This window comes from Cellulomonas sp. HZM, from assembly GCF_000708885.1.
In the GTDB taxonomy this organism is placed as follows: Bacteria; Actinomycetota; Actinomycetes; order Actinomycetales; family Cellulomonadaceae; genus Cellulomonas.
Genome location: NZ_JEOE01000002.1, coordinates 71,366 through 94,718, shown reverse-complemented (window position 1 = coordinate 94,718; position 23,353 = coordinate 71,366). Strand labels below are relative to the sequence as shown.

23 protein-coding genes are annotated in these 23,353 nt (G+C 71.5%); 11 read left to right on the top strand and 12 right to left on the bottom strand.

Annotated features, from left to right (window positions below; translation table 11 throughout):
• Positions 1–6: 6 nt before the first annotated feature.
• Positions 7–1,212 carry a quinolinate synthase NadA gene (gene nadA, locus AW16_RS0102275; RefSeq protein WP_029287835.1) on the bottom strand — a complete coding sequence of 402 codons (1,206 nt, stop codon included), beginning with the start codon at positions 1,210–1,212 and terminating at the stop codon, positions 7–9.
• Between the two features lie 76 nt (positions 1,213–1,288).
• Between nadA and AW16_RS0102270 the strand changes: the two genes are divergently transcribed.
• A complete protein-coding gene (locus AW16_RS0102270; RefSeq protein ID WP_029287834.1) occupies positions 1,289–2,443 on the top strand; it encodes a glycerate kinase in 1,155 nt (384 codons plus the stop codon).
• A gap of 215 nt (positions 2,444–2,658) precedes the next feature.
• Complete coding sequence (erpA, locus tag AW16_RS0102265) at positions 2,659–3,021, top strand: iron-sulfur cluster insertion protein ErpA (protein ID WP_029287832.1); 363 nt, start codon at positions 2,659–2,661, stop codon at positions 3,019–3,021.
• 62 nt (positions 3,022–3,083) lie between these two features.
• On the opposite strand, the gene AW16_RS0102260 is transcribed toward erpA, so the two are convergent.
• Both AW16_RS0102260 and AW16_RS0102255 read right to left on the bottom strand, forming a co-directional pair.
• Positions 3,084–3,311 carry a sulfurtransferase TusA family protein gene (locus AW16_RS0102260; RefSeq protein ID WP_029287830.1) on the bottom strand — a complete coding sequence of 76 codons (228 nt, stop codon included), beginning with the start codon at positions 3,309–3,311 and terminating at the stop codon, positions 3,084–3,086.
• Positions 3,308–4,501 (bottom strand): cysteine desulfurase family protein, encoded by a 1,194-nt coding sequence (locus AW16_RS0102255; RefSeq protein WP_081861413.1) that lies wholly within the window; start codon positions 4,499–4,501, stop codon positions 3,308–3,310. Before AW16_RS0102255 ends, AW16_RS0102260 begins: the two co-directional genes overlap by 4 nt.
• A 243-nt stretch (positions 4,502–4,744) precedes the next feature.
• Between AW16_RS0102255 and coxB the strand changes: the two genes are divergently transcribed.
• The 3 genes from coxB to AW16_RS0102240 are packed head-to-tail and all read left to right on the top strand — an operon-like array spanning position 4,745 to position 7,835.
• A complete protein-coding gene (gene coxB / locus AW16_RS0102250; protein ID WP_029287827.1) occupies positions 4,745–5,626 on the top strand; it encodes a cytochrome c oxidase subunit II in 882 nt (293 codons plus the stop codon).
• A complete protein-coding gene (gene ctaD, locus AW16_RS0102245; RefSeq protein WP_029287825.1) occupies positions 5,626–7,440 on the top strand; it encodes a cytochrome c oxidase subunit I in 1,815 nt (604 codons plus the stop codon). The genes coxB and ctaD overlap by 1 nt, the downstream gene beginning before the upstream one ends.
• Positions 7,437–7,835: a cytochrome c oxidase subunit 4 gene (locus tag AW16_RS0102240; RefSeq protein WP_029287823.1), complete on the top strand. Its 399-nt coding sequence runs from the start codon at positions 7,437–7,439 to the stop codon at positions 7,833–7,835. Before ctaD ends, AW16_RS0102240 begins: the two co-directional genes overlap by 4 nt.
• Before the next feature lie 138 nt (positions 7,836–7,973).
• Here the strand turns inward: AW16_RS0102240 and AW16_RS0102235 are convergent, their stop codons facing one another.
• The 5 genes from AW16_RS0102235 to AW16_RS0102215 form a co-directional block, all read right to left on the bottom strand.
• Positions 7,974–8,603, bottom strand: a complete 630-nt coding sequence (locus AW16_RS0102235; protein WP_029287821.1) for a superoxide dismutase — start codon at positions 8,601–8,603, stop codon at positions 7,974–7,976.
• Between the two features lie 125 nt (positions 8,604–8,728).
• A complete protein-coding gene (locus tag AW16_RS0102230) occupies positions 8,729–10,459 on the bottom strand; it encodes a cytochrome bc complex cytochrome b subunit (RefSeq protein ID WP_029287819.1) in 1,731 nt (576 codons plus the stop codon).
• Positions 10,456–11,496 carry a ubiquinol-cytochrome c reductase iron-sulfur subunit gene (locus tag AW16_RS0102225; protein WP_029287817.1) on the bottom strand — a complete coding sequence of 347 codons (1,041 nt, stop codon included), beginning with the start codon at positions 11,494–11,496 and terminating at the stop codon, positions 10,456–10,458. Before AW16_RS0102225 ends, AW16_RS0102230 begins: the two co-directional genes overlap by 4 nt.
• Positions 11,493–12,278, bottom strand: a complete 786-nt coding sequence (locus AW16_RS0102220) for a c-type cytochrome (RefSeq protein WP_029287816.1) — start codon at positions 12,276–12,278, stop codon at positions 11,493–11,495. The genes AW16_RS0102225 and AW16_RS0102220 overlap by 4 nt, the downstream gene beginning before the upstream one ends.
• 70 nt (positions 12,279–12,348) lie before the next feature.
• Positions 12,349–12,996 (bottom strand): heme-copper oxidase subunit III, encoded by a 648-nt coding sequence (locus AW16_RS0102215; RefSeq protein ID WP_081861412.1) that lies wholly within the window; start codon positions 12,994–12,996, stop codon positions 12,349–12,351.
• Between the two features lie 363 nt (positions 12,997–13,359).
• On the opposite strand from AW16_RS0102215, the gene AW16_RS0102210 reads away from it, so the two are divergent.
• Both AW16_RS0102210 and trpD read left to right on the top strand, forming a co-directional pair.
• Positions 13,360–13,785: a response regulator transcription factor gene (locus tag AW16_RS0102210; protein WP_029287812.1), complete on the top strand. Its 426-nt coding sequence runs from the start codon at positions 13,360–13,362 to the stop codon at positions 13,783–13,785.
• Positions 13,782–14,825, top strand: a complete 1,044-nt coding sequence (gene trpD / locus AW16_RS0102205) for an anthranilate phosphoribosyltransferase (RefSeq protein WP_029287810.1) — start codon at positions 13,782–13,784, stop codon at positions 14,823–14,825. The genes AW16_RS0102210 and trpD overlap by 4 nt, the downstream gene beginning before the upstream one ends.
• 64 nt (positions 14,826–14,889) lie before the next feature.
• On the opposite strand, the gene AW16_RS0102200 is transcribed toward trpD, so the two are convergent.
• Entirely contained in the window at positions 14,890–15,171 is a 282-nt protein-coding gene (locus AW16_RS0102200; protein WP_029287808.1) for an Lrp/AsnC family transcriptional regulator, read from the bottom strand.
• Between the two features lie 7 nt (positions 15,172–15,178).
• Positions 15,179–17,059 (bottom strand): DEDD exonuclease domain-containing protein, encoded by a 1,881-nt coding sequence (locus AW16_RS0102195; RefSeq protein ID WP_081861411.1) that lies wholly within the window; start codon positions 17,057–17,059, stop codon positions 15,179–15,181.
• Between the two features lie 82 nt (positions 17,060–17,141).
• On the opposite strand from AW16_RS0102195, the gene AW16_RS0102190 reads away from it, so the two are divergent.
• Positions 17,142–18,377 (top strand): NYN domain-containing protein, encoded by a 1,236-nt coding sequence (locus AW16_RS0102190; RefSeq protein WP_051681589.1) that lies wholly within the window; start codon positions 17,142–17,144, stop codon positions 18,375–18,377.
• 93 nt (positions 18,378–18,470) lie between these two features.
• Positions 18,471–18,749, top strand: coding sequence for a hypothetical protein (locus AW16_RS0102185; RefSeq protein ID WP_197021535.1), 279 nt, complete (start codon positions 18,471–18,473; stop codon positions 18,747–18,749).
• Here AW16_RS0102185 and AW16_RS0102180 read toward each other — a convergent pair.
• A complete protein-coding gene (locus AW16_RS0102180; RefSeq protein ID WP_029287801.1) occupies positions 18,725–20,536 on the bottom strand; it encodes a long-chain fatty acid--CoA ligase in 1,812 nt (603 codons plus the stop codon). The genes AW16_RS0102185 and AW16_RS0102180 overlap by 25 nt on opposite strands.
• A 280-nt stretch (positions 20,537–20,816) precedes the next feature.
• Here AW16_RS0102180 and AW16_RS0102175 point away from each other — a divergent pair, with 280 nt between their 5' ends.
• Positions 20,817–21,761, top strand: coding sequence for an ROK family glucokinase (locus tag AW16_RS0102175; RefSeq protein WP_029287800.1), 945 nt, complete (start codon positions 20,817–20,819; stop codon positions 21,759–21,761).
• 59 nt (positions 21,762–21,820) lie between these two features.
• Here AW16_RS0102175 and AW16_RS17440 read toward each other — a convergent pair whose 3' ends face one another.
• Positions 21,821–22,438 (bottom strand): hypothetical protein, encoded by a 618-nt coding sequence (locus tag AW16_RS17440; RefSeq protein ID WP_051681588.1) that lies wholly within the window; start codon positions 22,436–22,438, stop codon positions 21,821–21,823.
• A gap of 86 nt (positions 22,439–22,524) precedes the next feature.
• Between AW16_RS17440 and AW16_RS0102165 the strand changes: the two genes are divergently transcribed.
• Positions 22,525–23,325 (top strand): 1-acyl-sn-glycerol-3-phosphate acyltransferase, encoded by an 801-nt coding sequence (locus tag AW16_RS0102165; RefSeq protein WP_029287796.1) that lies wholly within the window; start codon positions 22,525–22,527, stop codon positions 23,323–23,325.
• Positions 23,326–23,353 lie beyond the last annotated feature (28 nt).

Here is a 23,353-nt window from a genome sequence, read left to right as displayed (position 1 = left end):
CGCCGCTCAGTACCCCGGGAGCGCGAGCATCTGGTCGAGCGCGACGCGTGCCCAGTGCGCGTCGTCCGCGTCGACGACGATCCTGTTGACCGGTCGGCCCGCGACCAGCTGCTCCATCGCCCAGACGAGGTGCGGCAGGTCGATGCGGTTCATGGTCGAGCAGAAGCACACGGTCGAGTCGAGGTAGTGGATGTTCTTGTCAGGGTGCGCGTTCGCAAGACGACGCACCAGGTTGAGCTCGGTGCCGATCGCCCAGCTCGAGCCCGCGGGGGCCGCGTCCAGCGCCTTGATGATGTACTCCGTCGAGCCCACCATGTCCGCCGCGGTCACGACCTCGTGCTTGCACTCGGGGTGCACCAGCACCGTCACGTCCGGGACGGCCGCACGGATGTCGAGCACGTTCCGCTCGGAGAACCGGCCGTGCACCGAGCAGTGCCCGCGCCACAGGATCATGCGGGCGTCGCGCAGCTGCTGAGCGGTGAGGCCGCCGCGGGGCTTGCGCGGGTCGAACACCACGCAGTCGTCGAGCGACATGCCCAGGTGCTGCACCGCGGTGTTGCGGCCCAGGTGCTGGTCCGGCATGAACAGGACCTTGCCGCGACCGTCGGGACCACCCACCTGGTCGAACGCCCAGCGCAGCGCCACGTGGGCGTTCGACGACGTGCAGATCGTCCCGCCGTGCCGCCCCGTGAACGCCTTGATCGCGGCCGACGAGTTCATGTACGTGACCGGGACCGTGTCATCGGCGACGCCGGCCTCGACCAGCACGTCCCACGCGTCCTCGACCTGGTCGATCGCCGCCATGTCCGCCATCGAGCAGCCCGCGGCGAGGTCCGGCAGCACCACCTGCTGGTCGTCGGACGTCAGGATGTCCGCCGACTCGGCCATGAAGTGCACGCCGCAGAAGATGACGAACTCGGCCTCCGGGCGGGCGGCGGCCTCGCGTGCGAGCTTGAACGAGTCGCCCGTGACGTCCGCGAACTCGATGACCTCGTCGCGCTGGTAGTGGTGCCCGAGGACGAACGCTCGGTCACCGAGCGCGGCGCGCGCGGCGCGGGCGCGGGCCACGAGGTCCGGGTCGCTCGGCGCAGGCAGGTCGCCCACGCACTCGACGCCGCGCTCCGAGGCGAGGTCGACGCCGCGCCCGAGCAGCAGCAGCGCGGAGGGGGCCGGCTCGACGAAACCCGTGGTGGAGGGGGTCGCAACGCTCACGCGCCGATCTTCCCACACAGCCTGCCGCGCACGGTCGGCGCCCGGGACGCGACCTGACCCGTGCCACGATGCAGGCGTGCACGTCCTCCTGGCCCCGGACTCGTTCGGCACGTCCCTGACCGCACGGGAGGCCGCCGCCGAGCTGGCCGCCGGGTGGTCCGCAGGCGCACCCGGCGACGAGATCACGGTCCGCCCGCTGTCCGACGGCGGACCCGGCTTCGTCGAGGTGGTGCACGCGGCGCTCGGGGGCACGCTCGAGGCGGCGACCGTCACGGGTCCGCTGCACGCACCCGTGCCCGCTGCGGTGCTGCGCGTCGGCAGCACCGCGTACGTCGAGTCGGCGCACGCCGTGGGCCTGGGCCTGGTGCCCGCGGACCGCCGCGACCCGGGCCGCACGACGAGCCGAGGCGTCGGTGAGCTCGTCGACCTGGCGGTGCGCGGGGGTGCGCGGCGCGTGGTCGTCGGTCTCGGCGGCTCGTCGACCAACGACGCGGGCGCGGGCGCGCTCGTCGGGCTCGGGCTGGACGTCCCCGCGCTCGCGCTCGGCGGCGCCGGCCTCGGGGAGGTCCGGGCCGCCGAGCTGCGCGGGCTGCGTGCGCTGCGGGAGCGGCTGGGCGGTGTCGAGCTCGTCGTGGCCGCCGACGTCGACGTCCCGCTGCTGGGCCTGCAGGGTGCGAGCGCTGGCTTCGCACCGCAGAAGGGCGCCACGCCCGAGCAGGCGCAGGAGCTCGAGCGCTCGCTCGCATCCTTCGCGCGGGCCGCCGTCGACGCGCTGGGCGACGCTCTGCGGCCCGACCTGATCGACGGCACGCAGCCGGTGCGGCGCCTCACGACGGCCCCGGGGGCCGGCGCCGCCGGGGGGCTGGGGTTCGGGCTCCAGCTCGTCGGCGCCCGCCTCGTGCCAGGCGCCGCGTTCGTCGCCGACGCCGTCGGGCTCGACGACCTGGTCCGGTCCAGCGACGTGGTCGTCACGGGGGAGGGGCGCTTCGACTGGCAGTCCTTGCACGGGAAGGCGACGAACGAGGTCGCGACGCGTGCTCTGCGGCACGGTGTCCCGGTCGTCGTGGTGGCCGGGCAGGTGCTCGTCGGACGGCGCGAGCTCGCCGCCGCGGGCATCACGGCGTCGTACGCCGTCGCCGAGGCGCCCGACGAGGTCGCGGCCGCGCTCGCCGACGCGGCCGGGTCGTTGCGCCGCAGGACAGAGCGCGTCGCCCGGACCTGGTCGCGCTGAGCGGGGTCGACCACCGTCGACGCGCGGGCGCGCCGTGTGGTCCACGTCATGCGTCGCTGGCGGGCATCGGACGTACCCTGGGACAGGCAGCAGGGCCGGGAACATCCGTGGGGACGCGGGTGTTGGCATCACCGGACGTCTCCGCAAGGGACGCCGGCTCGACCTTCGACCTCTGCATCGACCCGAGAACCATCCGCCGTCATCTTGGAGACACCATGAGCGAGACCACCGCGACCGAGACCGAGACCGCGACGCACGGCGTCCTGCTCACCGACGTCGCCGCGGACAAGGTGCGCAGCCTCCTCGAGCAGGAGGGCCGCGACGACCTGCGTCTGCGCGTGGCCGTGCAGCCCGGTGGCTGCTCGGGCCTCATCTACCAGCTGTACTTCGACGAGCGGATCCTCGACGGCGACGCCACGAAGGACTACGACGGCGTCGAGGTCGTGGTCGACCGCATGAGCGTCCCCTACCTCGAGGGCGCGACGATCGACTTCGCCGACACCATCGAGAAGCAGGGCTTCACGATCGACAACCCCAACGCGGGCAGCGCCTGCGCGTGCGGCGGTTCGTTCAGCTGATCCCTCCCGTCGAGAGGCCCGGTGCGCAGTGCGCGCCGGGCCTCTCGCCGTCTTCGGCGTGGTCAGCCGGCCGTGCGGACGACGAGCGTCAGCCGATCGTCGTCCTTCTCCACGGACACGAGTGCGTGGCCGCGCATGCGCGCCCAGGCCGGCACGTCGTGCTCGGCGGCGGGATCGGTCGCCAGCACCGTGATCGTCGTCCCGGGACGTGCCTCGCGCGCGGCCCTGGCGAGCCGGATCACGGGCGCCGGGCACCGCAGCCCGGTCGCGTCGACCACGAGGTCGGTCACAGGCCGTCCGCCCCGAGCGCCGAGCGCACGTCGGCGACCACGGAGGGGAGCGCGTCGAGGAAGCGGTCGACGTCCGCCTCGCGTGTCCCGACGGGCAGTGCGAGCCTCACGTTGCCGTGCGTGAGCACCCCCATCGCCGCCAGCACGTGGCTCGGCTCGAGCGCGCTCGACGTGCACGCCGAGCCCGATCCCACCCCGAAGCCCGCGGCGTCGAGACCACCGACCAGGGCCTCGCCGTCGACGTAGAGGCACGAGAACGTGACGACGTGCGGCAGGCGCACCGCGTCGTCGCCCACGACCTCGACGTCCGGGACCTCGGCGGCGACGCGTCGGCGGACGCGGTCGACGAGCGTGCGCGAGGCCTCGGCCGTGCGGTGCCGCGACGCGTGCGCGACCTGCAGCGCGACGGCAGCGGCGAGCGCCGCCGGCACGCTCACGCCGCCGGGGAACCAGCGGTCGTCGTCCTCGGGCCAGTCCGGCGTGCGCCGCACGCCGCGACGTGTGACGAGCACCCCGATGCCTGCCGGTCCGCCCCAGTCCGCAGCGTCGGCGGCGAGCAGGTCCCACGCGTCGCCGACGTCGACGTGACCGAGGCTCGACCCGGCGTCGACGAGCAGCGGGACCCCTGCCCGCCGGGAGGACTCGTGCGCACGCTCGACCGGCTGCAGCGTCCCCACCTCGCCGTTGGCGTGCTGGAGCGCGGCGAGCGCGACGCCGTGCGCGCCGAGCGCGTCGTCGAGCTCGTCGGGGTCGACCCGTCCGACGTGGTCGACGCCGACGACCCTGCGCGCGCCCGCGAAGTCGGCCGCGTTGAGCACCGCGGCACGTTCGACCGCGCCGACGACGACGACGTCGCCGACACGCCGACGTGCGCGCACGACGGACCGCACCGCGCCGTGCAGCGCTGCGACGTGGGACGGCGCGAGGTCGACCTCCTCGGTGCGTGCGCCGACGACGCCCGCCATCGCCTCGCGCGCACCGTCCAGGAGCATGCGGGCGCGGCGCCCCTCGGAGAACAGCCGACGCGGGTCGGCCCAGCCCTGGTCGAGGGCCTCGAGGTAGGCGGCTCGGGCCTGGGGGAGCAGCGGGGCGTGACCGCCGGCGTCGAGCACGACACGCGCCGGAGCGGCAGTCGACGTGGGCTCGGTCACACTCCCTCGTTGCTCGCGGGCGTCCGGCGTGGTGCTCATGCGGGCACGGTAGCCCGCGTGCCCGCACAACGACGCCGTGCTCCGCCAGGCGCAGGCCCGCCGAGGGGCGACCGGCGACGCGAACCCGGGTGTGACGGTGCTGACACGGTGTCGTCACGTGGTGTCGCCAGGGCGAAACGGCGTGGTCGGCGCGCTAGGCTGCACCCGTCGAGGACGAAGGTCCCGGGTGACGGCTGCCTGCCCAGGCGGTACGGGCCGCGGGACGCGAGTGAGAGGTCCCCTGTGCACCCGGACACCCCCCGCCGGAAGCGGCGCCCGGCCCTGAAGCTGGTCGGTCTCGCCGCCGTCGTCGCGGTCGCACTCAGCGGTTGCTCCGCCGAGGTGCAGCGCGGCTGGCTCCCCGGCGACTCCAACCACGAAGCCACCGACCAGACGGGTCGCATCGTCAACCTCTGGGTCGGGTCGTGGGTCGCCGCGCTCGTCGTCGGCCTGCTGACGTGGGGCCTGATGCTCTGGTGCGTCGCGGTGTACCGCAAGCGCAAGGACGACGACGTCCTGCCGGTGCAGCTCCGGTACCACGTGCCGCTCGAGATCATGTACGTGATCCTGCCGATCGTCATGGTGGGCGTGCTGTTCTACTACACGAACCGCGACGTCACCTCGATCCAGGACACGTCCTCACCGGCGCAGAACCACGTCCAGGCCATCGGCAAGCAGTGGAGCTGGGACTTCAACTACCTCGACGACGACGCGTACGAGACGGGCGAGCACGCCCAGGACGTCGGCTCCGCCGGCACGGGTGAGCTCCGGTCGCAGGTGACGCTGTGGCTCCCGGTCGACGAGAAGGTCGAGTTCACGCTCAACTCGCGCGACGTCATCCACTCGTTCTGGATCCCCGAGTTCCTCTACAAGATGGACATGATCCCGGGCAAGACCAACAAGTTCCAGGTCACGCCCACCAAGATCGGGCTCTACGAGGGCAAGTGCGCCGAGCTCTGCGGCGAGTACCACTCCTCCATGCTCTTCAACGTGAACGTGGTGTCGAAGGCGGACTACGACAAGCACATCGCCGAGCTCAAGGCCAACGGCCAGGAAGGCTCGCTCGGGCTCGAGTACAGCCGTCAGCAGGACCTCGAGAGCGCCACCCAGGAAGGCAGCAAGTGATGGCCGCGGCCGCCGAGTACGTCCCCGGTCTGGCGCCGACGCGCCAGACCCTCGGACGCACGATCATCAAGTGGGTCACGTCGACCGACCACAAGACGATCGGCTACATGTACCTGATCGTCTCGTTCGTCTGGTTCTGCATCGGCGGCATCCTCGCCCTGCTGATCCGCGCCGAGCTGTTCACGCCGGGCATGGACGTGTTCCAGTCCAAGGAGCAGTACAACCAGGCGTTCACGATGCACGGCACGATCATGCTGCTGCTGTTCGCGACCCCGCTCTTCGCGGGATTCGCGAACGTCATCATGCCGTTGCAGATCGGGGCACCCGACGTCGCGTTCCCGCGACTGAACATGTTCGCGTTCTGGCTGTTCTTCTTCGGCGGCCTCATCGCCGCGAGCGGCTTCCTCACGCCGCAGGGTGCCGCGTCGTTCGGGTGGTTCGCGTACGCGCCGCTGTCGAACACGGTGTACTCACCGGGGGTCGGCGGTGACCTGTGGGTCTTCGGGCTCGCGCTCGCCGGCTTCGGCACCATCCTCGGCGCGGTCAACTTCATCACGACCATCGTCACGATGCGCGCGCCCGGCATGACGATGTTCCGGATGCCGATCTTCACGTGGAACACCCTCGTGACGTCGCTGCTCGTGCTCATGGCGTTCCCGCCGCTCGCCGCCGCGCTGTTCGCGCTCGGCGCGGACCGTCGCCTGGGCGCGCAGGTGTTCAACCCCGAGAACGGTGGCGCCATCCTCTGGCAGCACCTGTTCTGGTTCTTCGGGCACCCCGAGGTCTACATCATCGCGTTGCCGTTCTTCGGCATCATCACCGAGATCCTGCCGGTCTTCAGCCGCAAGCCGATCTTCGGCTACAAGGGCCTCGTGTACGCGACGATCGCGATCGCCGCCCTGTCCGTCACGGTGTGGGCGCACCACATGTACGTCACCGGCTCGGTGCTGCTGCCGTTCTTCGCGTTCATGACGATGCTCATCGCCGTCCCGACCGGTGTGAAGTTCTTCAACTGGATCGGCACGATGTGGCGCGGGAAGCTCACGTTCGAGACACCGATGCTCTGGACGATCGGCTTCCTCATCACGTTCCTGTTCGGCGGCCTGACGGGCATCATCCTGTCGAGCCCGGCGCTGGACTTCCAGCTCTCCGACTCGTACTTCGTCGTGGCGCACTTCCACTACGTCGTGTTCGGCACCGTGGTGTTCGCGATGTTCGCGGGCTTCTACTTCTGGTGGCCGAAGATGACGGGCAGGATGCTCGACGAGCGGCTCGGCAAGTGGCACTTCTGGCTGCTGTTCATCGGCTTCCACACGACGTTCCTCATCCAGCACTGGCTGGGCGTCAAGGGCTTCCCGCGTCGGTACGCCGACTACTCGCCGGTCGAGGGGTTCACCTGGATGAACCAGGTGTCGACGATCGGTGCGTTCATCCTCGGTGCCTCGCTCCTGCCGTTCTTCTGGAACGTCTACACGACGTGGCGCAACGCGCCGCTCGTGCAGGTCGACGACCCGTGGGGTTACGGAGCCTCGCTCGAGTGGGCCACCAGCTGCCCGCCGCCGCGGCACAACTTCACGTCGCTGCCGCGTATCCGCTCGGAGCGGCCCGCGTTCGACCTGCACCACCCGGAGGTCGCTGCGATGGACTTCGTCGAGCCGAACCCGGGTCCGCTGGACTGGGAGGCGGACCGTCGTGGCGAGACGGGCACCGCGGCAGAGCGCGTGCTCGGCGACGGTGGCGAACCGGAGCAGTCGAGCGCCGTGATCGTCGAGGACCGTCCGACGGACGTCGCCGGTGAGGAGGAGGGCAAGTGAAGCTCGAGACGAAGCTCTTCCTCTACGGGGTGCTGTTCTTCATCCCGATCGGCATCGTGTACGGGGTGTGGAGCGACGGAGAGCCCGTCGGCATGCTCGGCATCCCGCTCGTCGGGGGCCTCGTGGGCATGATTGGCGCCTACTTCGCCCTGCTCTCGCGGCGCATCGATCCGCGCCCCGAGGACGACGAGCACGGCGAGATCGAGCAGGGTGCCGGTGACCAGGGTGTCTTCGCGCCATGGAGCTGGTGGCCGCTCGCGATCGGTGCCGCCGGCGCCGTCACGTTCCTGGGCATGGCGATCGGCTGGTGGCTGGTCGGGCTCGGTGTGGTCCTCGGCGTCATCGGGCTCATCGGCTGGGTGTTCGAGTTCTCCCGCGGGCAGCACGCGCACTGACGCGACCCCGCACGCCGACAGCAGAGGCCCCCATCGCCGAGCGATGGGGGCCTCTGTCGTGCCGCGTGCGCCGTCGGACGCCGAGAGGGCCGGCCCCCGAAGATCGGGGACCGGCCCTCAGCGGCCGTACGAGGGCGCTCAGACGGTCGCGACGATGAGGCCCGAGGTCTGCGCACGCGCTCGGTCGAAACGGGCGGCTGCGTCAGACCAGCTGACGATGTTCCACCACGCCTTGACGTAGTCCGCCTTGACGTTGACGTAGTCCAGGTAGAACGCGTGCTCCCACATGTCGAGCACGACGATCGGCACGAGGCCGAGCGCGATGTTGGACTGCTGGTCGTAGAGCTGCACGATCACGAGCTTCGAGCCGATGGAGTCCCACGCGAGGATCGACCAGCCGGATCCCTGGATGCCGACGGCGTTGGCCGCGAAGTGCTTCTGGAACGCCTCGAACGAGCCGAAGAACTCGTCGATCGCGGCGGCCAGCTCACCGACCGGCTTGTCGCCGCCCTCGGGGGAGAGGTTCTGCCAGAACACCGAGTGGTTGACGTGTCCGCCCAGGTTGAACGACAGGTTCTTCTCGTGCAGGTTCACCGCGCCCAGGTCGTCCTTCTCGCGGGCCTCGGCGAGCTTCTCCAGCGCCGTGTTGGCGCCCGTGACGTAGGCGGCGTGGTGCTTGTCGTGGTGCAGCTCCATGATCCGCCCGGAGATGTGCGGCTCGAGGGCCGCGTAGTCGTAGGGCAGGTCCGGAAGCGTGTAGTCAGCCATGCGAGTGAGTACCTCTCCTGCGTCGGGTGCGGCCGTGCGCGTCGCCGTGCCGCGGGACATCTGCAACGAGAACGGGCGGCCCGCCGTGAGGCGAGCCGCCCGGCTCATTCAACTCTGACCCGGAATCAGTGATTCCGCGCGTCGGGGCCCGTCTCACCATCCGGCTCGACGAGGTGCTGGCCGCCACCGACCTGAGCCGGCTCGTGACCGTGGTCGTGCGAGCCGATCTCGTCGTGCCCGCCGTGGGCGTGGTGCGCGGCCTCGAGCTCCGAGGGCGTCACGGGCTCGACGCGGTCCTCGTAGAAGACCTGCGAGATGCGCTGGCGCAGCCGGTCGGTGCGGTAGCCCTTGCGGCGAACACCGCGCGAGTCCTCGGCGGGCTCGATCTCGACCGGGCGGACCGCGTCGTGCTGCACGCGCAGCCAGCGCTCGTGGGCGTCCAACGGCTTGTGCACCTCGATGTACTCGCCGCTCGCGAACCGCACGATACGGCCCGTCTCGTGGCCGTGGAGCACAAGCTCGCGATCCTTGCGCTGCAGGCCCAGGCAGATGCGCTTCGTGATGACGAAGGCAGCCCACGGACCGAGGAACAGCAGGAAGCGGAACACCCACGTGATGTCGTTGATCGACAGGTGGAAGTGCGTCGCGATGAGGTCGTTCGACCCGGCGAGCACCAGGATGAAGAACGCCACCAGGAGCGAGACGCCGAACGCAGTGCGGAACGGCCGGTTGCGCGGGCGGTCGAGCACGTGGTGCTCGCGGTTGTCACCCGTGGCGAACGCCTCGATGAACGGGTAGGCCGCGAGCAGCGTGAAGAGCACGCCGGGGACGATCATCGCGGGGATGATCACGTTGAGGCTGAGCGTGTACTGGCCCAGCATGACCTCCGCCTGGCCCGGCATGAGACGCAGCGATCCCTCGAGGAACAGCATGTACCAGTCGGGCTGCGCGCCTGCGGACACGGGGGAGGGGTCGTACGGACCGTAGTTCCAGACCGGGTTGATCGTCATGGTCGCCGCCATGAGTGCGATCACGCCGAACACCACGAAGAAGTAGCCCCCGGCCTTCGCCACGTAGATCGGGAACAGCGGGAAGCCGACCACGTTCTTGTCGGACCGGCCCGAGCCCGGGTACTGCGTGTGCTTGTGCAGCACGACGAACAGAAGGTGCAGCCCGATGAGCGCGAGGATCAGCGCCGGCACGAGAAGGATGTGCACGGTGAACAGACGAGGGATCAGGTCGTTGCCCGGGAACTCGCCACCGAAGATGAAGTACGACATGTACGACCCGATGATCGGGATCGCCTTGACGACGCCGTCGGTGATGCGCAGACCGTTGCCGGACAGGACGTCGTCCGGGAGCGAGTAGCCCGAGAACCCGGCGAGCAGGCCCAGGATCATCAGCGTGAAGCCCACGACCCAGTTGAGCTCACGCGGCTTGCGGAACGCGCCGGTGAAGAACACACGCATCATGTGCGTGACGATCGACGCCATGAAGATGAGCGCCGCCCAGTGGTGGACCTGGCGCATCAGCAGACCGCCGCGGACCTCGAACGACAGGCGCAGCGTCGACGAGAACGCCTGCGACATCTCGACGCCGTTGAGGGACGCCCACGGACCGTGGTACGTCGTCTCGGCCATGCTCGGGACGAAGAACATCGTCAGGAACACGCCCGAGATCAGGAGCGTGACGAAGCTGTACAGCGCGATCTCGCCGAGCAGGAAGGACCAGTGGTCCGGGAAGATCTTGCGGGCGAACGTCTTGACCGCGACACCGATGCCGGTGCGCTGGTCGAGGTAGTCCGCGGTCGCCGCCGCGGCGCGAGCCGTGGGGGTGGGTGTCGAGGTGGTCGTCACTTGGTCTCACGCTCCCAGAAGCTCGGCCCGACGGGCTGGGTGAAGTCGCTCTGGGCGACGAGGTAGCCCTCGTCGTCGACGGTGATCGGCAGCTGCGGGAGCGGACGCTTCGCAGGGCCGAACACGACACGGGCGCCGTCCGCGATGTCGAACGTCGACTGGTGGCACGGGCAGAGCAGGTGGTGCGTCTGCTGCTCGTACAGGGCGACGGGGCACCCGACGTGCGTGCAGATCTTCGAGTAGGCGACGATCCCGTCGTACGACCACGTCTCGCCCGCGGGCGACTGGTCGGCCTTGAGGTCGCGCGGGTCGAGCCGGACGAGCAGGACCACGGCCTTGGCCTTCTGGTCCATGTAGTCGCCGGTCTCGTGGTGCTCCTCGAGGTTGTCGGGGATGACGTGGAAGACCGAGCCGATCGTGACGTCGGACGCCTTGATCGGGCGGCCGTTGGGGTCGCGCGACAGGCGCACACCCTTCTTCCAGATCGTGTGCTTGAGCTTGCCGACGTTCCAGTCCTCGCCGATGTTGCCGATCAGCGGCAGGGCGATGGTGATCGGGAAGAGCGCGAGCGCAGAGACGACGGCGCCCTTGAGCGCGCCGCGACGGCTGATGCCGGAGTCGGCGGTGCCCTCGGCCAGCACCTCGACGGCGGCCGCGCGGGTCTCGTCGTCGCTGCGCTGGAGGTGACGCTCCTCCGACTTCTCGTGGTCGTTCATGAGCGCCTTGGCCCAGTGGATCGCGCCGGTACCGATGCCGAGCAGGGCGAACGCGAGCGCGCCGCCGAGCGCGAGGTTGGACGTGCGCATCGACTCGGCCGTGTCGCCCGGAGGGAGCGCGAAGTACGCGACGACGAACCCGATCGTGCCGAGCACCGAGACGGCGAACAGGAACAGGACCTGGCGCTCGGCCTTCTTGTTGGCCTTGGGGTCGGTGTCGCCCTTGCGAGGCTGGTGGTCCGGGTGACCCGGGTCCTCGAAACGGTCGACGACGTTGCTGTCGCGGACCTCGAGGTCGTGGGAGTTGTCGTGCGCGCTCACGAGGACTTCGCTCCGATCCAGACTGCGGCGCCGATGAGCAGGCCGAGGCCGACGACCCAGGCCCACAGACCCTCCGACACCGGGCCGATCGACCCGAGGTCGAGGCCGCCGGGCGACACGTTGCCCTGCTCGTCGATGAACGCGATGATGTCGCGCTTCTCCTCGGACGTGATGTTCGCGTCGTTGAAGACGGGCATCGACTGGGGGCCGGTCAGCATCGCCTCGTAGAGGTGACGCGGGCTGGTCTCCCACAGGTTCGGGGCGAACTTGCCGCGCGACAGCGCGCCGCCCGCGCCGACGGCGTTGTGGCACATCGCGCAGTTGGTGCGGAACAGCGCCATTCCCGTGGCCGGGTCACCCTTCGACGGGTCGACCTGGTCGTCCGTCGGGATGGCCGGACCGGCACCGAGCGAGGCGACGAAGGCGGCCAGCTGGCTGATCTGCTCGTCGTCGAACTGCGCAGGCTTGACCTGCGCCTGCGGGCCGTTCATCTGCATGGGCATGCGGCCGGTGCCGACCTGGAAGTCGACCGCCGCCGCCCCGACGCCGATCAGCGACGGCGCGCTGGCCGTGCCGGCCGCGGACGGGCCGTGGCACGTCGCGCAGTTCGCCTGGAACAGCTTCTCGCCGGCCTTCACGTCGTCGGCGGACGCGACGGAGGACTCCGCCTTCGCCGACGTGGGGGCCAGTACCGCGTACAGCCCGCCGGTGAGCAGCAGCGCCAGCAGGAGCAGGACGACCGGCGCGCGCCGGTCGTGCCTGCGGGCTGCGAGTGCCTTCACGGATCGATCCTCGTCTCGCACATGGGGGGAAGGGGCAGGTGGCCGGTCCGCGCCGTAGCGGACCGACGGGTTACTTCAGCAGGTAGATGACCGCGAACAGCGCGATCCAGACGACGTCGACGAAGTGCCAGTAGTACGACGTCACGATCGCGGTGGTGGCCTCGTGGTGGCCGAAGCGCTTGGCCGTGAACGAGCGGCCGAGCAGGAACAGGAAGGCGATGAGACCGCCGATGACGTGCAGGCCGTGGAAGCCCGTCGTCAGGTAGAAGACCGAGCCGTACGGGCTCGACGAGATGGTGAGGCCCTCGTGGACCAGCGCGGCGTACTCGAAGACCTGGCCGCCGATGAAGAACGCGCCCATGACGTACGTGAGCGTCATCCACTCGTTCATGCCCCAGCGGTTGACCTGGTACAGCTTGCCGCTGCGGACGGGCTGGAAGCGCTCGGCCGCCCAGACGCCCATCTGGCACGTCACCGACGACAGGACCAGGACGGTCGTGTTGATCGAGGCGAACGTGACGTTGAGCTTCGCGGTCTGGATCGCCCACTCGTCGGGCACCGCTGCCCGGAGCGTGAAGTACATCGCGAAGAGGCCGGCGAAGAACATGAGCTCGCTGGCCAGCCACACGATCGTGCCCACCGACACCGGGTTGGGTCGGTTGACGCTCACGTGGGGGGCGGTGCGCGGGGCAGCCATTGCGGTCGACACGTTCGTCATTATGGCCGAAGACGGGGCCGAGTGGGCCTTTGGACCCACGACGTGGCGCGCGGTAAATGTCACACCGTCAGGATCGCGTGGCCCGGACGGCGTGCGTGAGGGCACGGATCCGCGTCATCTCGCGGCAGTCGCGCGGTGCGACGGTGCCTCGGACGGTTCGCCAGACGTCCAGAGGTCCAGCCCGGCGGCGTGCCGCGTGCCGAGTGCGTGCTAGTGCGAGCACCCGCGTCGCGCGGCGAGGGGCGGCGAGGGCTCGCGTCCCTGTGGCACTCGCGGGCGCGTCCCGGGCAGTCCTGGCCACGGGCGCCGCGAGACGTGCCAAGATGCTCGACGGACGCACGTCGACGACGAGTGAGGACGACCATGAGCACGGCCCACGACCCCGCGCAGCCCGCCAACGGGCCCCGCATCCTGCTCTACAGCGACGACGTGGACGCACGTGCCCAGGTCAGGCTCGCGGTCGGGCCCCGCCTGCGGCACGGCGACCCGGAGATCGAGTGGGTCGAGACCGCGACCGCGGCGGCCGTCATCACCACGACGGAGAACGGTGGGCTCGACCTGCTGATCCTCGACGGAGAGGCGGACAAGGTCGGTGGGCTCGGGCTCGCGCGGCAGCTCAAGGACGAGATCTACCGGTGCCCGCCGGTGCTCGTCCTCACCGGACGCCCGCAGGACGCGTGGCTCGCGCACTGGTCGAACGCCGAGGCCGTCGTGAGCCGACCGCTCGACCCGATCGAGCTGCAGGCGGCCGTCGCCCAGGTGCTCGAGCAGCGGACGACGGCCGGATGACCGAGGCGCCCACCTGGCCCGACGTGCTCACCTCGCTCGTCGCGCGCCAGGACCTCAGCACGGCCCAGGCGTCCTGGGCGATGGACGAGATCATGTCCGGCGAGGCGTCTCCCGTGCGCATCGCCGGGTTCCTGGTCGCGCTGCGCGCCAAGGGCGAGACCGTCGAGGAGCTCACCGGGCTCGCGGACACGATGCTGCGCCACGCGATCCGCATCGAGGTGCCGGGCCGCACCCTCGACATCGTCGGCACCGGTGGCGACCGTGCCCACACCGTCAACATCTCCACGATGTCCGCGCTCGTCATCGCCGGCACCGGCATCCGCGTCGTGAAGCACGGCAACCGAGCAGCATCGTCGTCGTCGGGCTCCGCCGACGTGCTCGAAGCGCTCGGGATCCGCCTCGACCACGCACCCGAGCGGGTCGCTCAGATCGCGCTCGACGCGGGCATCACGTTCTGCTTCGCGCAGGTGTTCCACCCCTCGTTCCGGCACACCGCGGCCGCTCGGTCGGGGCTCGGCATCGCCACCGCGTTCAACTTCCTGGGACCGCTCACCAACCCTGCTCAGCCCCAGGCGGCGGCCATCGGCGTCGCCGACGCCAGGATGGCCCCGCTGATCGCCGGCGTGCTCGCCGCCCGGGCCACGAGCGCGATGGTGTTCCGCGGGGAGGACGGCCTCGACGAGATCGCGCCCACCGGACCCACCCGGGTCTGGGAGGTGCGTGAAGGGTCGGTGACCGAGCACGTCGTCGACTGGGCCGACCTCGGTGTCGCCCCGGTGACGCTGGCCGACCTGCGCGGCGCCGACGCGGCGCACAACGCGGACGTCGCCCGGCGCCTGCTCGACGGTGAGCCCGGGGCCGTGCGCGAGACCGTGGTGCTGAACGTCGCCGCGGCGCTCGTCGCCGACGGCACGCTCGACGGGACCGGCACGGGGTCGCTGCACGACCGACTGACCGCCGGGATCCGGCACGCGCACCGATCGCTCGACAGCGGGGCGGCCGCGCGGGCGCTCGACGGGTGGCGTGCCGCGAGCGCCTGAGCGTGTAGGGACCGGCTGCGGGCGGGTGCGCTGGCGCCGCCCCCACCCTCCGCTGCACTCCGCCTCAGTCCTCCAGCCCAAGGGCGAAGGCCTGCTCCAGGTCGTGCTGCGAGTACGTGCGGAACGCGATGTAGGTCTGCGTGCGAAGGACGCCCTCGACCTTGCTCACGCGGTCCGCGATCACGTCCGCGAGCTCGTCGTGCTCGCGGACCCGGACCGTCGCGATGAGGTCGACCTCGCCCGTGACCGAGTAGACCTCGGAGACGCCCCGGATGTCCGCGATGGCGGCCGCGACCTCGGGGATGCGTGCGGCGTCGGTGTCGATGAGAACGATGGCGGTCAGCATGGCGCCATCATGCCGTGCGCGGTACGTCCATGCGTGACGACGCGGGCACACGCCGCCCCATCTCGACGACGGGTACGTCGCGGCGTCCCTCGACGAACGCGAGGTCGCCCGTGACGGCCCGCGCGTGCTCCGCCACCGCCGTCGCGGCGTCCGCGTGCGCCGCGGCGGAGCGCACCGGCATCGCCCACGACTCGTCCACGTCGACCACGCGCACACCCGGCCGTGCGAGCCACGCGAGAACGAGCTCGGTCTCCTCGGGGTGCGCCGCGGTCGCCGGAGCCACAGGAGCAGGCACGTGCTCGGCCGTCGCGCGCAGCGTCTCGACCGCGGCCCGAGGATCGGTCCGTCGGTCGACGCGGGCCGTACCCGCGAGTCGACCGTGCCGGACCAGAGCGATCTCCCATCCGCCGTCGTCCGTCCGCCCGGCGGCGACCAGCTCCGTGCAGCGGGCCAGCGGCGTGCTGCGCTGCGCGCGCGCCGCCCCGCGCAGGAATGCTGCGAGCCGGTCGCGGACGGTCGCCGCCTCCTCGAACCGCTGCTGGTCGACGAGCACCTGGATGCGCTCGGCGAGTGCGGCCACGACCGGGGCGGGGTCGCCCAGCATCGCCGCGCGGACCCGTGCGGTGACCTCGTCGTACCGCTGCATCACCGTGGCGTCGGTGCACGGGGCCGGGCACCGGCCCATGTCAGCCAGCACGCACGCCGACGCCCCGTGCGCCGCGACCAGCGGCAGGCGTCGCGAGCACTGTCGGATCTCGAACGTCTCGTGCAGCGCGTCGACCGCGAGCGCCGCCGCGGCGGCGGTGCCGAACGGGCCCAGGTAGGCCGTGCCCAGGTCCTCGCGGACCTCACGGACCACGGACAGCCGCGGGTACGGCTCGACGGTGAGCCGGACCCACGGCATCCGGTCGGGGAACCGCGAGCGGCGGTTGTACCTGGGAGAGTGCTCGGCGATCAGCCGCAGCTCACGCACGCGCGCCTCGAGCGGGGTCGCGCACACGACGGGATCGACGCGCTCGGCGATGCGCACCATCTCGACGATGCGCCCGCGCTTCTCCGCCGAGGTGAAGTACGAGCGGACGCGCCGTCGCAGCGAGGTCGTCGACGTCCCGACGTAGAGCACCTCGTCGCGCGGTCCGCGGAACAGGTAGACACCCGGGGCGTCGGGCAGGTGGTCGGCGAGGTTCCGCTTGCGCCGCACGTCGGCGGGGACCGGGTCCGTCGCGGTCGCCAGGTCCTCGAGATGTGTCACGCCGAGGGGCGCGAGCCGGCCCAGGAGGGCGTGCAGGACGTCCACCGTCGCGCGTGCGTCCGAGAGCGCGCGGTGGTTGGGCGTGACCGCAGCGCCGAACAGGGCCGCGAGGCTCGACAGCTTGTGGTTGGGCGCCTCGTCACGCGTGACGACGCGCCGGGCGAGGCGCACGGTGTCCACCACCTGGTTGCCCGGCCAGGCGTGCCCTGTGGCCGCCGCCGAGGCCTTGAGGAAGCCGACGTCGAACGGCGCGTTGTGCGCGACGAGCACGGTGCCCCGCGAGAACTCGAGGAACGCGGGGAGCACCTCCTCGATCCTCGGGGCCCCGACGAGCATCGTCGTCGTGATCCCCGTGAGCACCTGGATGTACGGAGGGACCGGACCTCCGGGGTCGACCAGGGTCTGGAACTCCCCGAGCACCACCCCGCCGCGGACCTTCACCGCACCGATCTCCGTGATGGCGGAGTCGGCAGGGCTGCCGCCCGTCGTCTCCAGGTCCACGACGACGAACGTCACGTCGGACAACGGGGTCCCGATCTCGTCGAGCGCCAGCTGGACGCCGACCGCCGCGGCACGCTGTGGCGACACCCCGGGCGACACCTCCGGCGAGAGGGCGGCACGCTGGGCTGACGACATGCCACGGACCGTACAGACGACCTCCGACACGACCGGTGCAGCCGCACGGCGAGTCCGGCGGCGGGCGTCCTAGGGTGCTCGCATGGGTGACCAGCGAGCCGACGACGATCCCGTCCCCGACGTCGTGCGGGCAGTCCTCGTCGGCGCGGCAGCGGACGTCCTGGGCCTCCTGGAGCCCAGCGAGGTCCCGGCGTCGCTGCGCGCGGTCGCGCGCTTCGCCCCACGCAAGCGAGCGGCGGCGGGCGGTGCACCGCTGTGGGTCGCGCTTCAGGACCCCGCGTTCCGCGCCAAGGTCGCCCGGGCCTGGCACAAGGAGCACGACGACTCCGCCGTAGGGGTGCACGCGGCCGCGGGCGCATGGCTGCGAGGGGACGACTGGCGCGGGCTCGTCCCGGCAGACGAACCCGAGGACGCGCTGTCGAAGGGTCTCGCCGCACGTCTCGAACGGACGACCGACGAGCTGGCACGCGCGAGGGTCGAGCGCGACGCGGCGGCGAGCGACGCCGCTCGCGCCAGGGACGAGCTGGCCGGCCTGCAGCGCGAGCTTCGTCGGCTGCGCTCGGACGCGGACCGCGCGAGGGCACAGGGGCGCCAGGCCCGTGTCGAGGCCGAGGCGGTGCGGGAGGCGGCACGGACCGACCGCGAGCAGGCAGAGCAGGAGCGCGCGACCGCGTCGGCCGAGCTCCTCGCGGTGCGGCGCGAGCGCGACGAGGTCCGGACGCAGGCACGCGTCGCCCGCAGGCTCGCGGACGCAAGGGTGCGGCTCCTGCTCGACACCGTCGTCGACGCCGCCGCCGGCCTGCGCTCGGAGCTCGCGCTCGCACCTCTCGGAGAGCGGCCCGCCGACCTCGTGGCGCCCGAGCAGCCCGTCGAGACCGTGAGGGCGGGCTCGCGCGGGCGGTCGGTCGAGGACCCGGCGCTGCTCGACGAGCTGCTGCGGCAGCCGTGGGCGCATCTCGTGGTCGACGGGTACAACGTGACCAAGTCCGGTTTCGGTGCGCTCGCGCTCGACGAGCAGCGGCGCAGGCTCGTCGACGGGCTCGCGGTGGTCGCAGGTCGGACGGGTGCGGAGGTCACCTGCTGCTTCGACGGTCGCGAGACGTCACGACCTCCGGGCGGCTACGCGCGCGGCGTGCGGGTGCGCTTCTCGGTGGGGGAGATCGCCGACGACCTCATCCGGCGCATCGTGCGCGCCGAGCCGCCGGGACGCGTCGTCGTGGTCGTCACGAGCGACCGCGCGGTCGCGGACGACGTGGCGCACGACGGCGCCTGGGTGGTGCCCTCGGCGACGCTGGTGGCTCGACTGAACCTCGTCTGATCGGGTGCGGCCAGGCGGGGTCGATCGCCCCTCGACGGGGCTGCTCGACCTCGGAGCGGGTTCGTGTCGGTGGTCGTGGCTAGCGTCCGCGGCATGATCATCGACTGCGACAGCTGTACCGCACGCCCGGTCGCGTGCGCCGACTGCGTCGTGACGTTCCTGACCGTCACGGCGCCACGTGCCGCGCAGCCCGCGGGGACATCCCCGGCGGTGGACCTGGACCACGCCGAGCGGCACGCGATCGGCGTGCTCGCGGGCTGCGGTCTCGTGCCCCCGTTACGGCTCGACCCCGTCGCGGAGGTGCCCGGGACGGGGTCGAGCGGTGCGCCGGGCGCTGCTGTGGAGCATCAGTCCTGGCGTGTGTCCTCGTAGAGCGCGTCGACGTCGGCCGCGAAGTCCTTGAGGACGAGCGAACGCTTCACGCTCAGCTTGGGCGTCAGGTAGCCGTTGGCGATCGTCAGGTCGCCGTCGAGGATGCGGTACTTCCGGATGGACTCAGCGCGTGAGACCGCCTTGTTGGCGCGCTCGACCGCCTTGTCGAGCGAGGCGATGACGTCGGGGTCCGTGGCCGCCTCCGCCATGCTGAGCTCGGGCTTGCCGTGCGCGGCGAGCCATCCGGGCACGCTCTCCGGGTCGAGGCTCACGAGCGCGCCGATGAACGGGCGCTGGTCGCCGACGACCACGACCTGGCTGACGAGCGGGTGGCCACGCAGCCGGTCCTCGAGCACCGCGGGGGCGACGTTCTTGCCACCGGCGGTGACGATGATCTCCTTCTTACGGCCCGTGATCGACAGGTAGCCGTCGTCGTCGATCGCGCCGAGGTCGCCGGTGCGGAACCACCCGTCGTCGAGCGCGTCGGCCGACGCCTCTTCGTTGGAGTGGTACCCGCGGAACACCTGGATGCCCTTGATCTCGATCTCGCCGTCCTCGGCGATCCGCACCGCGGTGCCCGGGAGTGGCTTGCCGACCGAGCCGATCTTGGTCTTGGACGGCCGGTTCACCGTGGCGGGAGCGGTGGTCTCGGTCAGGCCGTACCCCTCGAGGACCACGAGGCCGAGGCCCCGGTAGAAGTGACCGAGCCGCTCGCCGAGCGGTGCGCCGCCGGAGATCGCGAAGCTCGCGCGGCCGCCGAGCGCCGCACGCAGCTTCTTGAGCACGAGGACGTCTGCGACCTTGTGCTGGAGCCGCAGCCACGGGCTGGGCCCGCGGGGCGTGTCGAGCGCGCGCGAGTAGACGATCGACGTCTTGGCGGCGCGCTGGAAGATGGCGCCCTTGCCTCCGGCCACGGCCTTCTGCTCCGCGGAGTTGTAGACCTTCTCGAACACGCGCGGGACCGCGAGGATGAAGGTCGGCTTGAACGAGGCGAGGTCGTCGAGCAGCGTCCGCGTGTCGGGCGTGTGGCCCAGGACCGCTCCGGCGGGCATCGCCAGGACGTGGATGAACCGCGCGAACACGTGCGCGAGCGGCATGAACAGCAGCGTGCGCGCGCCGGGCTCGGCGACGACGACCCGCATCTCGGCCACCGTGTTGACGGTGAGCTCGTAGAAGTTGCCGTGCGTGAGCTCGACCCCCTTCGGACGGCCGGTGGTGCCCGAGGTGTAGATCACGGTCGCGATGCTCGCCAGCTCGGCGATGCCTCGGCGGCGCGCGATCTCGTCGTCCGGCACGTCCGCGCCGGCGGCGGTCAGCTCGTCGATCGCGCCGGCGTCGAGCACGAGCGTCTCGCGCAGGCCGGGCGTGTCGGGGCGCACCTCGTCGACGATCGCGGCGTGCGCCGCGGTCTCGACCACGAGGAGCGAGACGTCGGCGTCCGTCAGGATCCACGCGACCTGCTCCGCCGACGACGTCTCGTACAGCGGGACGGGGACTGCGCCCGCCGCCCACGCGGCCCAGTCGAGCAGCGACCACTCGTAGCGGGTGCGCGACATGATGCCGACGCGGTCGCCGGGCTCGACGCCCTTCGCGACGAGGCCCTTCGCGACCGCGACGACCTCCGCGTCGAGCTCCCGGCCGCTGATCGGGATCCACGGCCCGTCGGCGTGGGCCTTGTGCTCGATCACCGTCGCGTCGAGGCTGGCGGCGACGCGCTCGGCGAGAAGGTCGTTGAGGTTGTTCGTCGGGTCGATCTCGACGAGCAGAGGCGTGCTTGCCTCGTCCATGCTGGCTCCAGTGACAGTGGGCGACGGGGTGCGTCGAAGGATACGGGACCTGTGGCTACTCGTCGGTAACTTCTCGGCAACGGTTGAGGCCTGCGGGACGTCCGGCCCATGACAGGACGCCCGGCGCGCGTCGGTGCACCGTGACCAACCGTGATCAGACGTTGGCCGCCGGGACGAGCCAGGACGAACGGCGTGCATCGAGCAGCCGCCGAGCCGCTAGCGTGGACCGCGCCGCACGCACGCGGCTCCCATGGACGAACGCGTAGGAGCACACACGGACATGCTTGCCATCGGTGTCGACATCGGCGGAACCAAGATCGCGGCGGGCGTCGTCGACGACGAGGGCACCATCGTCGCCAAGACGCGTCGTGACACGGAGCCGGACGACGCCGCGAGCATCGACCGCGCGATCGCCGACGTCTACGCGGAGCTCTCCGCGAGCCACCAGATCGGCGCGATCGGCCTCGCCGCCGCGGGTTTCGTCGCGGGGGACCGGTCGGGCGTGCTGTTCGCCCCGAACATCGCGTGGCGCGACTACCCGCTGCGCGACAACGTCGCCGCCCTGATCGACGACAAGGTCACGATCGTCGTGGAGAACGACGCGAACGCCGCCGGCTGGGCCGAGTTCCGGTTCGGCGCGGCGCGGGACGTCGACGACATGCTGACGCTCACGGTGGGGACGGGTCTCGGCGGCGCGATCGTCTCCAACGGAGAGCTCGTGCGCGGTGCGTGGGGCGTCGCCTCGGAGATCGGTCACATGCGCGTCGTCCCGGGCGGGCACTACTGCGGCTGCGGGCACGAGGGCTGCTGGGAGCAGTACACCTCGGGCTCGGCGCTCGTGCGCGACGCGCAGACCGCGGCCGTGACGCAGGCGGACCGCGCCTCGCGCATCCTGGAGCTCGCAGGCGGCACGCCGGACGGCATCACGGGACCCAAGGTGACGCAGGCCGCGCAGGAGGGCGACCCGCTCGCGGTCGAGCTGCTCGCCGAGCTCGGGCGGTGGCTCGGAGAGGGCTCGGCGTCCGCGGTGGCGCTGCTCGATCCCGCGCTCATCGTCGTCGGCGGTGGCGTCGCGGCGGCGGGGGACCTGCTGCTCGCACCGGCGCGCAAGGCGTTCTCCGAGCAGCTCTCGGGGCGCGGTCACCGCCCGGAGGCCGCATTCGTGGTGGCTTCGATGGGCAACGACGCCGGGATGGTCGGCGCGGCGGACCTCGCGCGGATCTGAGTCGACCGGCAGCAGGACGTCACGCCCCGCACCCGAGTGCAGCGCCGGGCGAGCGGCGCTCAGACGACCGCGCCGTCGTCGTCGCCCGGGTCGCGTCGGTTCGGCATGCGCCACAGCAGCACCCCGATGCCGATGACGAACACCACCGCCGCGGCCTGCACGAGGGCGGCGGGGGCGCCGCGCCACGCGATGAGCACCACGAGCAGGAACAGCGGCATGCCCCCGACGGCGAGCCACGCCATCGTGAGCAGCGGGTCCCCACCCAGCACCGGGCCGGGGTCCGGTGGCTCGAAGGGCTCCGCGCGGTCGACGGCATCCTCGGCGGCATCGATCTGCTCGGTCCCGGACCAGTCACGCCCGGACGGCTCGACGACGTCCGCCTCGGCGCGCCATGCGTCGTCGGTCCCGGTGCGTCGGTCGTCGGCAGGGTTGGCCGGGTCCGAGGTCACGGGGGCAGGGGACGCGTCCCGGCGGGCGACCGCCGCGGAGTCGACCTCGGCGAGGCGTGACACGATGTCCGCCCACTGCTCGTCGTCCACGCGACCGGAGTGCGCACCAGCACCAGCACCTGGGTCGGCACCCGGGCTCGCGCCGGCACCGGGCGCGTCTCCCTCGGGCACCGGCCCGTGGTCGGGCGCCGGGGCCGCGTCGTCCGCGTCGTCGGGGCGAGGAGCCATGAGAGCACTCTAGAGTCGGACGGTGCGGTGCGGATCCCGCCGGCGTCGAGGGACGTCGCAGCGGGACCGGCCGGAGAGGTGAGCGAGTGTTCTACTGGTTGATGAAGCGGGTCTTCGTGGGTCCGCTCCTGCACCTGGTCTACCGACCGTGGATCCGTGGTGCCCAGAACGTGCCGACCGAGGGGCCGGCCATCCTCGCGAGCAACCACCTCGCGGTCATCGACTCGTTCTTCCTGCCGCTCATGCTCGACCGTGAGCTCGTGTTCATCGGCAAGCAGGAGTACTTCACCGGCCGGGGCCTCAAGGGTCGGCTGCAGGCGGGGTTTTTCCGCGGTGTCGGGACCATCCCGGTCGACCGTGGTGGCGGCAAGGCCTCCGAGGCCGCGCTGCGCACCGGTCTGCGACGCCTGGAGGAGGGCGGCCTGTTCGGGATCTACCCAGAGGGCACGCGAAGCCCCGACGGGCGGCTGTATCGCGGCAAGACGGGCATCGCACGCCTGGCGATCGAGTCGGGCGCACCGGTGGTCCCGGTCGCGATGATCGACACGGACGTCGCGCAGCCCCTGGGCCGCACGATCCCGAAGATCATGCGGATCGGCATGGTCGTCGGCGAGCCCATGGACTTCAGCCGCTACCAGGGCATGGAGAACGACCGCTTCATCCTGCGGGCCGTCACCGACGAGATCATGTACGCGATCATGAGCCTGTCCGGCCAGGAGTACGTCGACGTCTACGCCGCGACCCAGAAGGCGCGCATCGCGAGCGGCCACCCGACGGTCTCGGGGGACGCCGCGGAGCAGGACCCCGTGGCCCCCGGCGGGCGCCCCGTGCCGGACGTCCAGGTTCCGGTCCCCCCCAAGGACGACGACGCAGCGTCAGTAGGATGAGCCGACCGGTCCGCACCGCCCGCCTCGG

Bases quoted from the DNA above. Each gene is read 5' to 3' on its own strand.
- trpD (WP_029287810.1), top strand. From the start codon at position 13,782: ATGACCGAGGCGCCCACCTGGCCCGACGTGCTCACCTCGCTCGTCGCG.
- AW16_RS0102215 (WP_081861412.1), bottom strand. From the start codon at position 12,996: ATGACGAACGTGTCGACCGCAATGGCTGCCCCGCGCACCGCCCCCCAC.
- erpA (WP_029287832.1), top strand. From the start codon at position 2,659: ATGAGCGAGACCACCGCGACCGAGACCGAGACCGCGACGCACGGCGTC.
- AW16_RS0102175 (WP_029287800.1), top strand. From the start codon at position 20,817: ATGCTTGCCATCGGTGTCGACATCGGCGGAACCAAGATCGCGGCGGGC.
- AW16_RS0102255 (WP_081861413.1), bottom strand. From the start codon at position 4,501: ATGAGCACCACGCCGGACGCCCGCGAGCAACGAGGGAGTGTGACCGAG.
- AW16_RS0102195 (WP_081861411.1), bottom strand. From the start codon at position 17,059: ATGTCGTCAGCCCAGCGTGCCGCCCTCTCGCCGGAGGTGTCGCCCGGG.
- AW16_RS0102190 (WP_051681589.1), top strand. From the start codon at position 17,142: ATGGGTGACCAGCGAGCCGACGACGATCCCGTCCCCGACGTCGTGCGG.
- AW16_RS17440 (WP_051681588.1), bottom strand. From the start codon at position 22,438: ATGGCTCCTCGCCCCGACGACGCGGACGACGCGGCCCCGGCGCCCGAC.
- AW16_RS0102180 (WP_029287801.1), bottom strand. From the start codon at position 20,536: ATGGACGAGGCAAGCACGCCTCTGCTCGTCGAGATCGACCCGACGAAC.
- AW16_RS0102210 (WP_029287812.1), top strand. From the start codon at position 13,360: ATGAGCACGGCCCACGACCCCGCGCAGCCCGCCAACGGGCCCCGCATC.
- AW16_RS0102200 (WP_029287808.1), bottom strand. From the start codon at position 15,171: ATGCTGACCGCCATCGTTCTCATCGACACCGACGCCGCACGCATCCCC.
- AW16_RS0102185 (WP_197021535.1), top strand. From the start codon at position 18,471: ATGATCATCGACTGCGACAGCTGTACCGCACGCCCGGTCGCGTGCGCC.
- AW16_RS0102235 (WP_029287821.1), bottom strand. From the start codon at position 8,603: ATGGCTGACTACACGCTTCCGGACCTGCCCTACGACTACGCGGCCCTC.
- ctaD (WP_029287825.1), top strand. From the start codon at position 5,626: ATGGCCGCGGCCGCCGAGTACGTCCCCGGTCTGGCGCCGACGCGCCAG.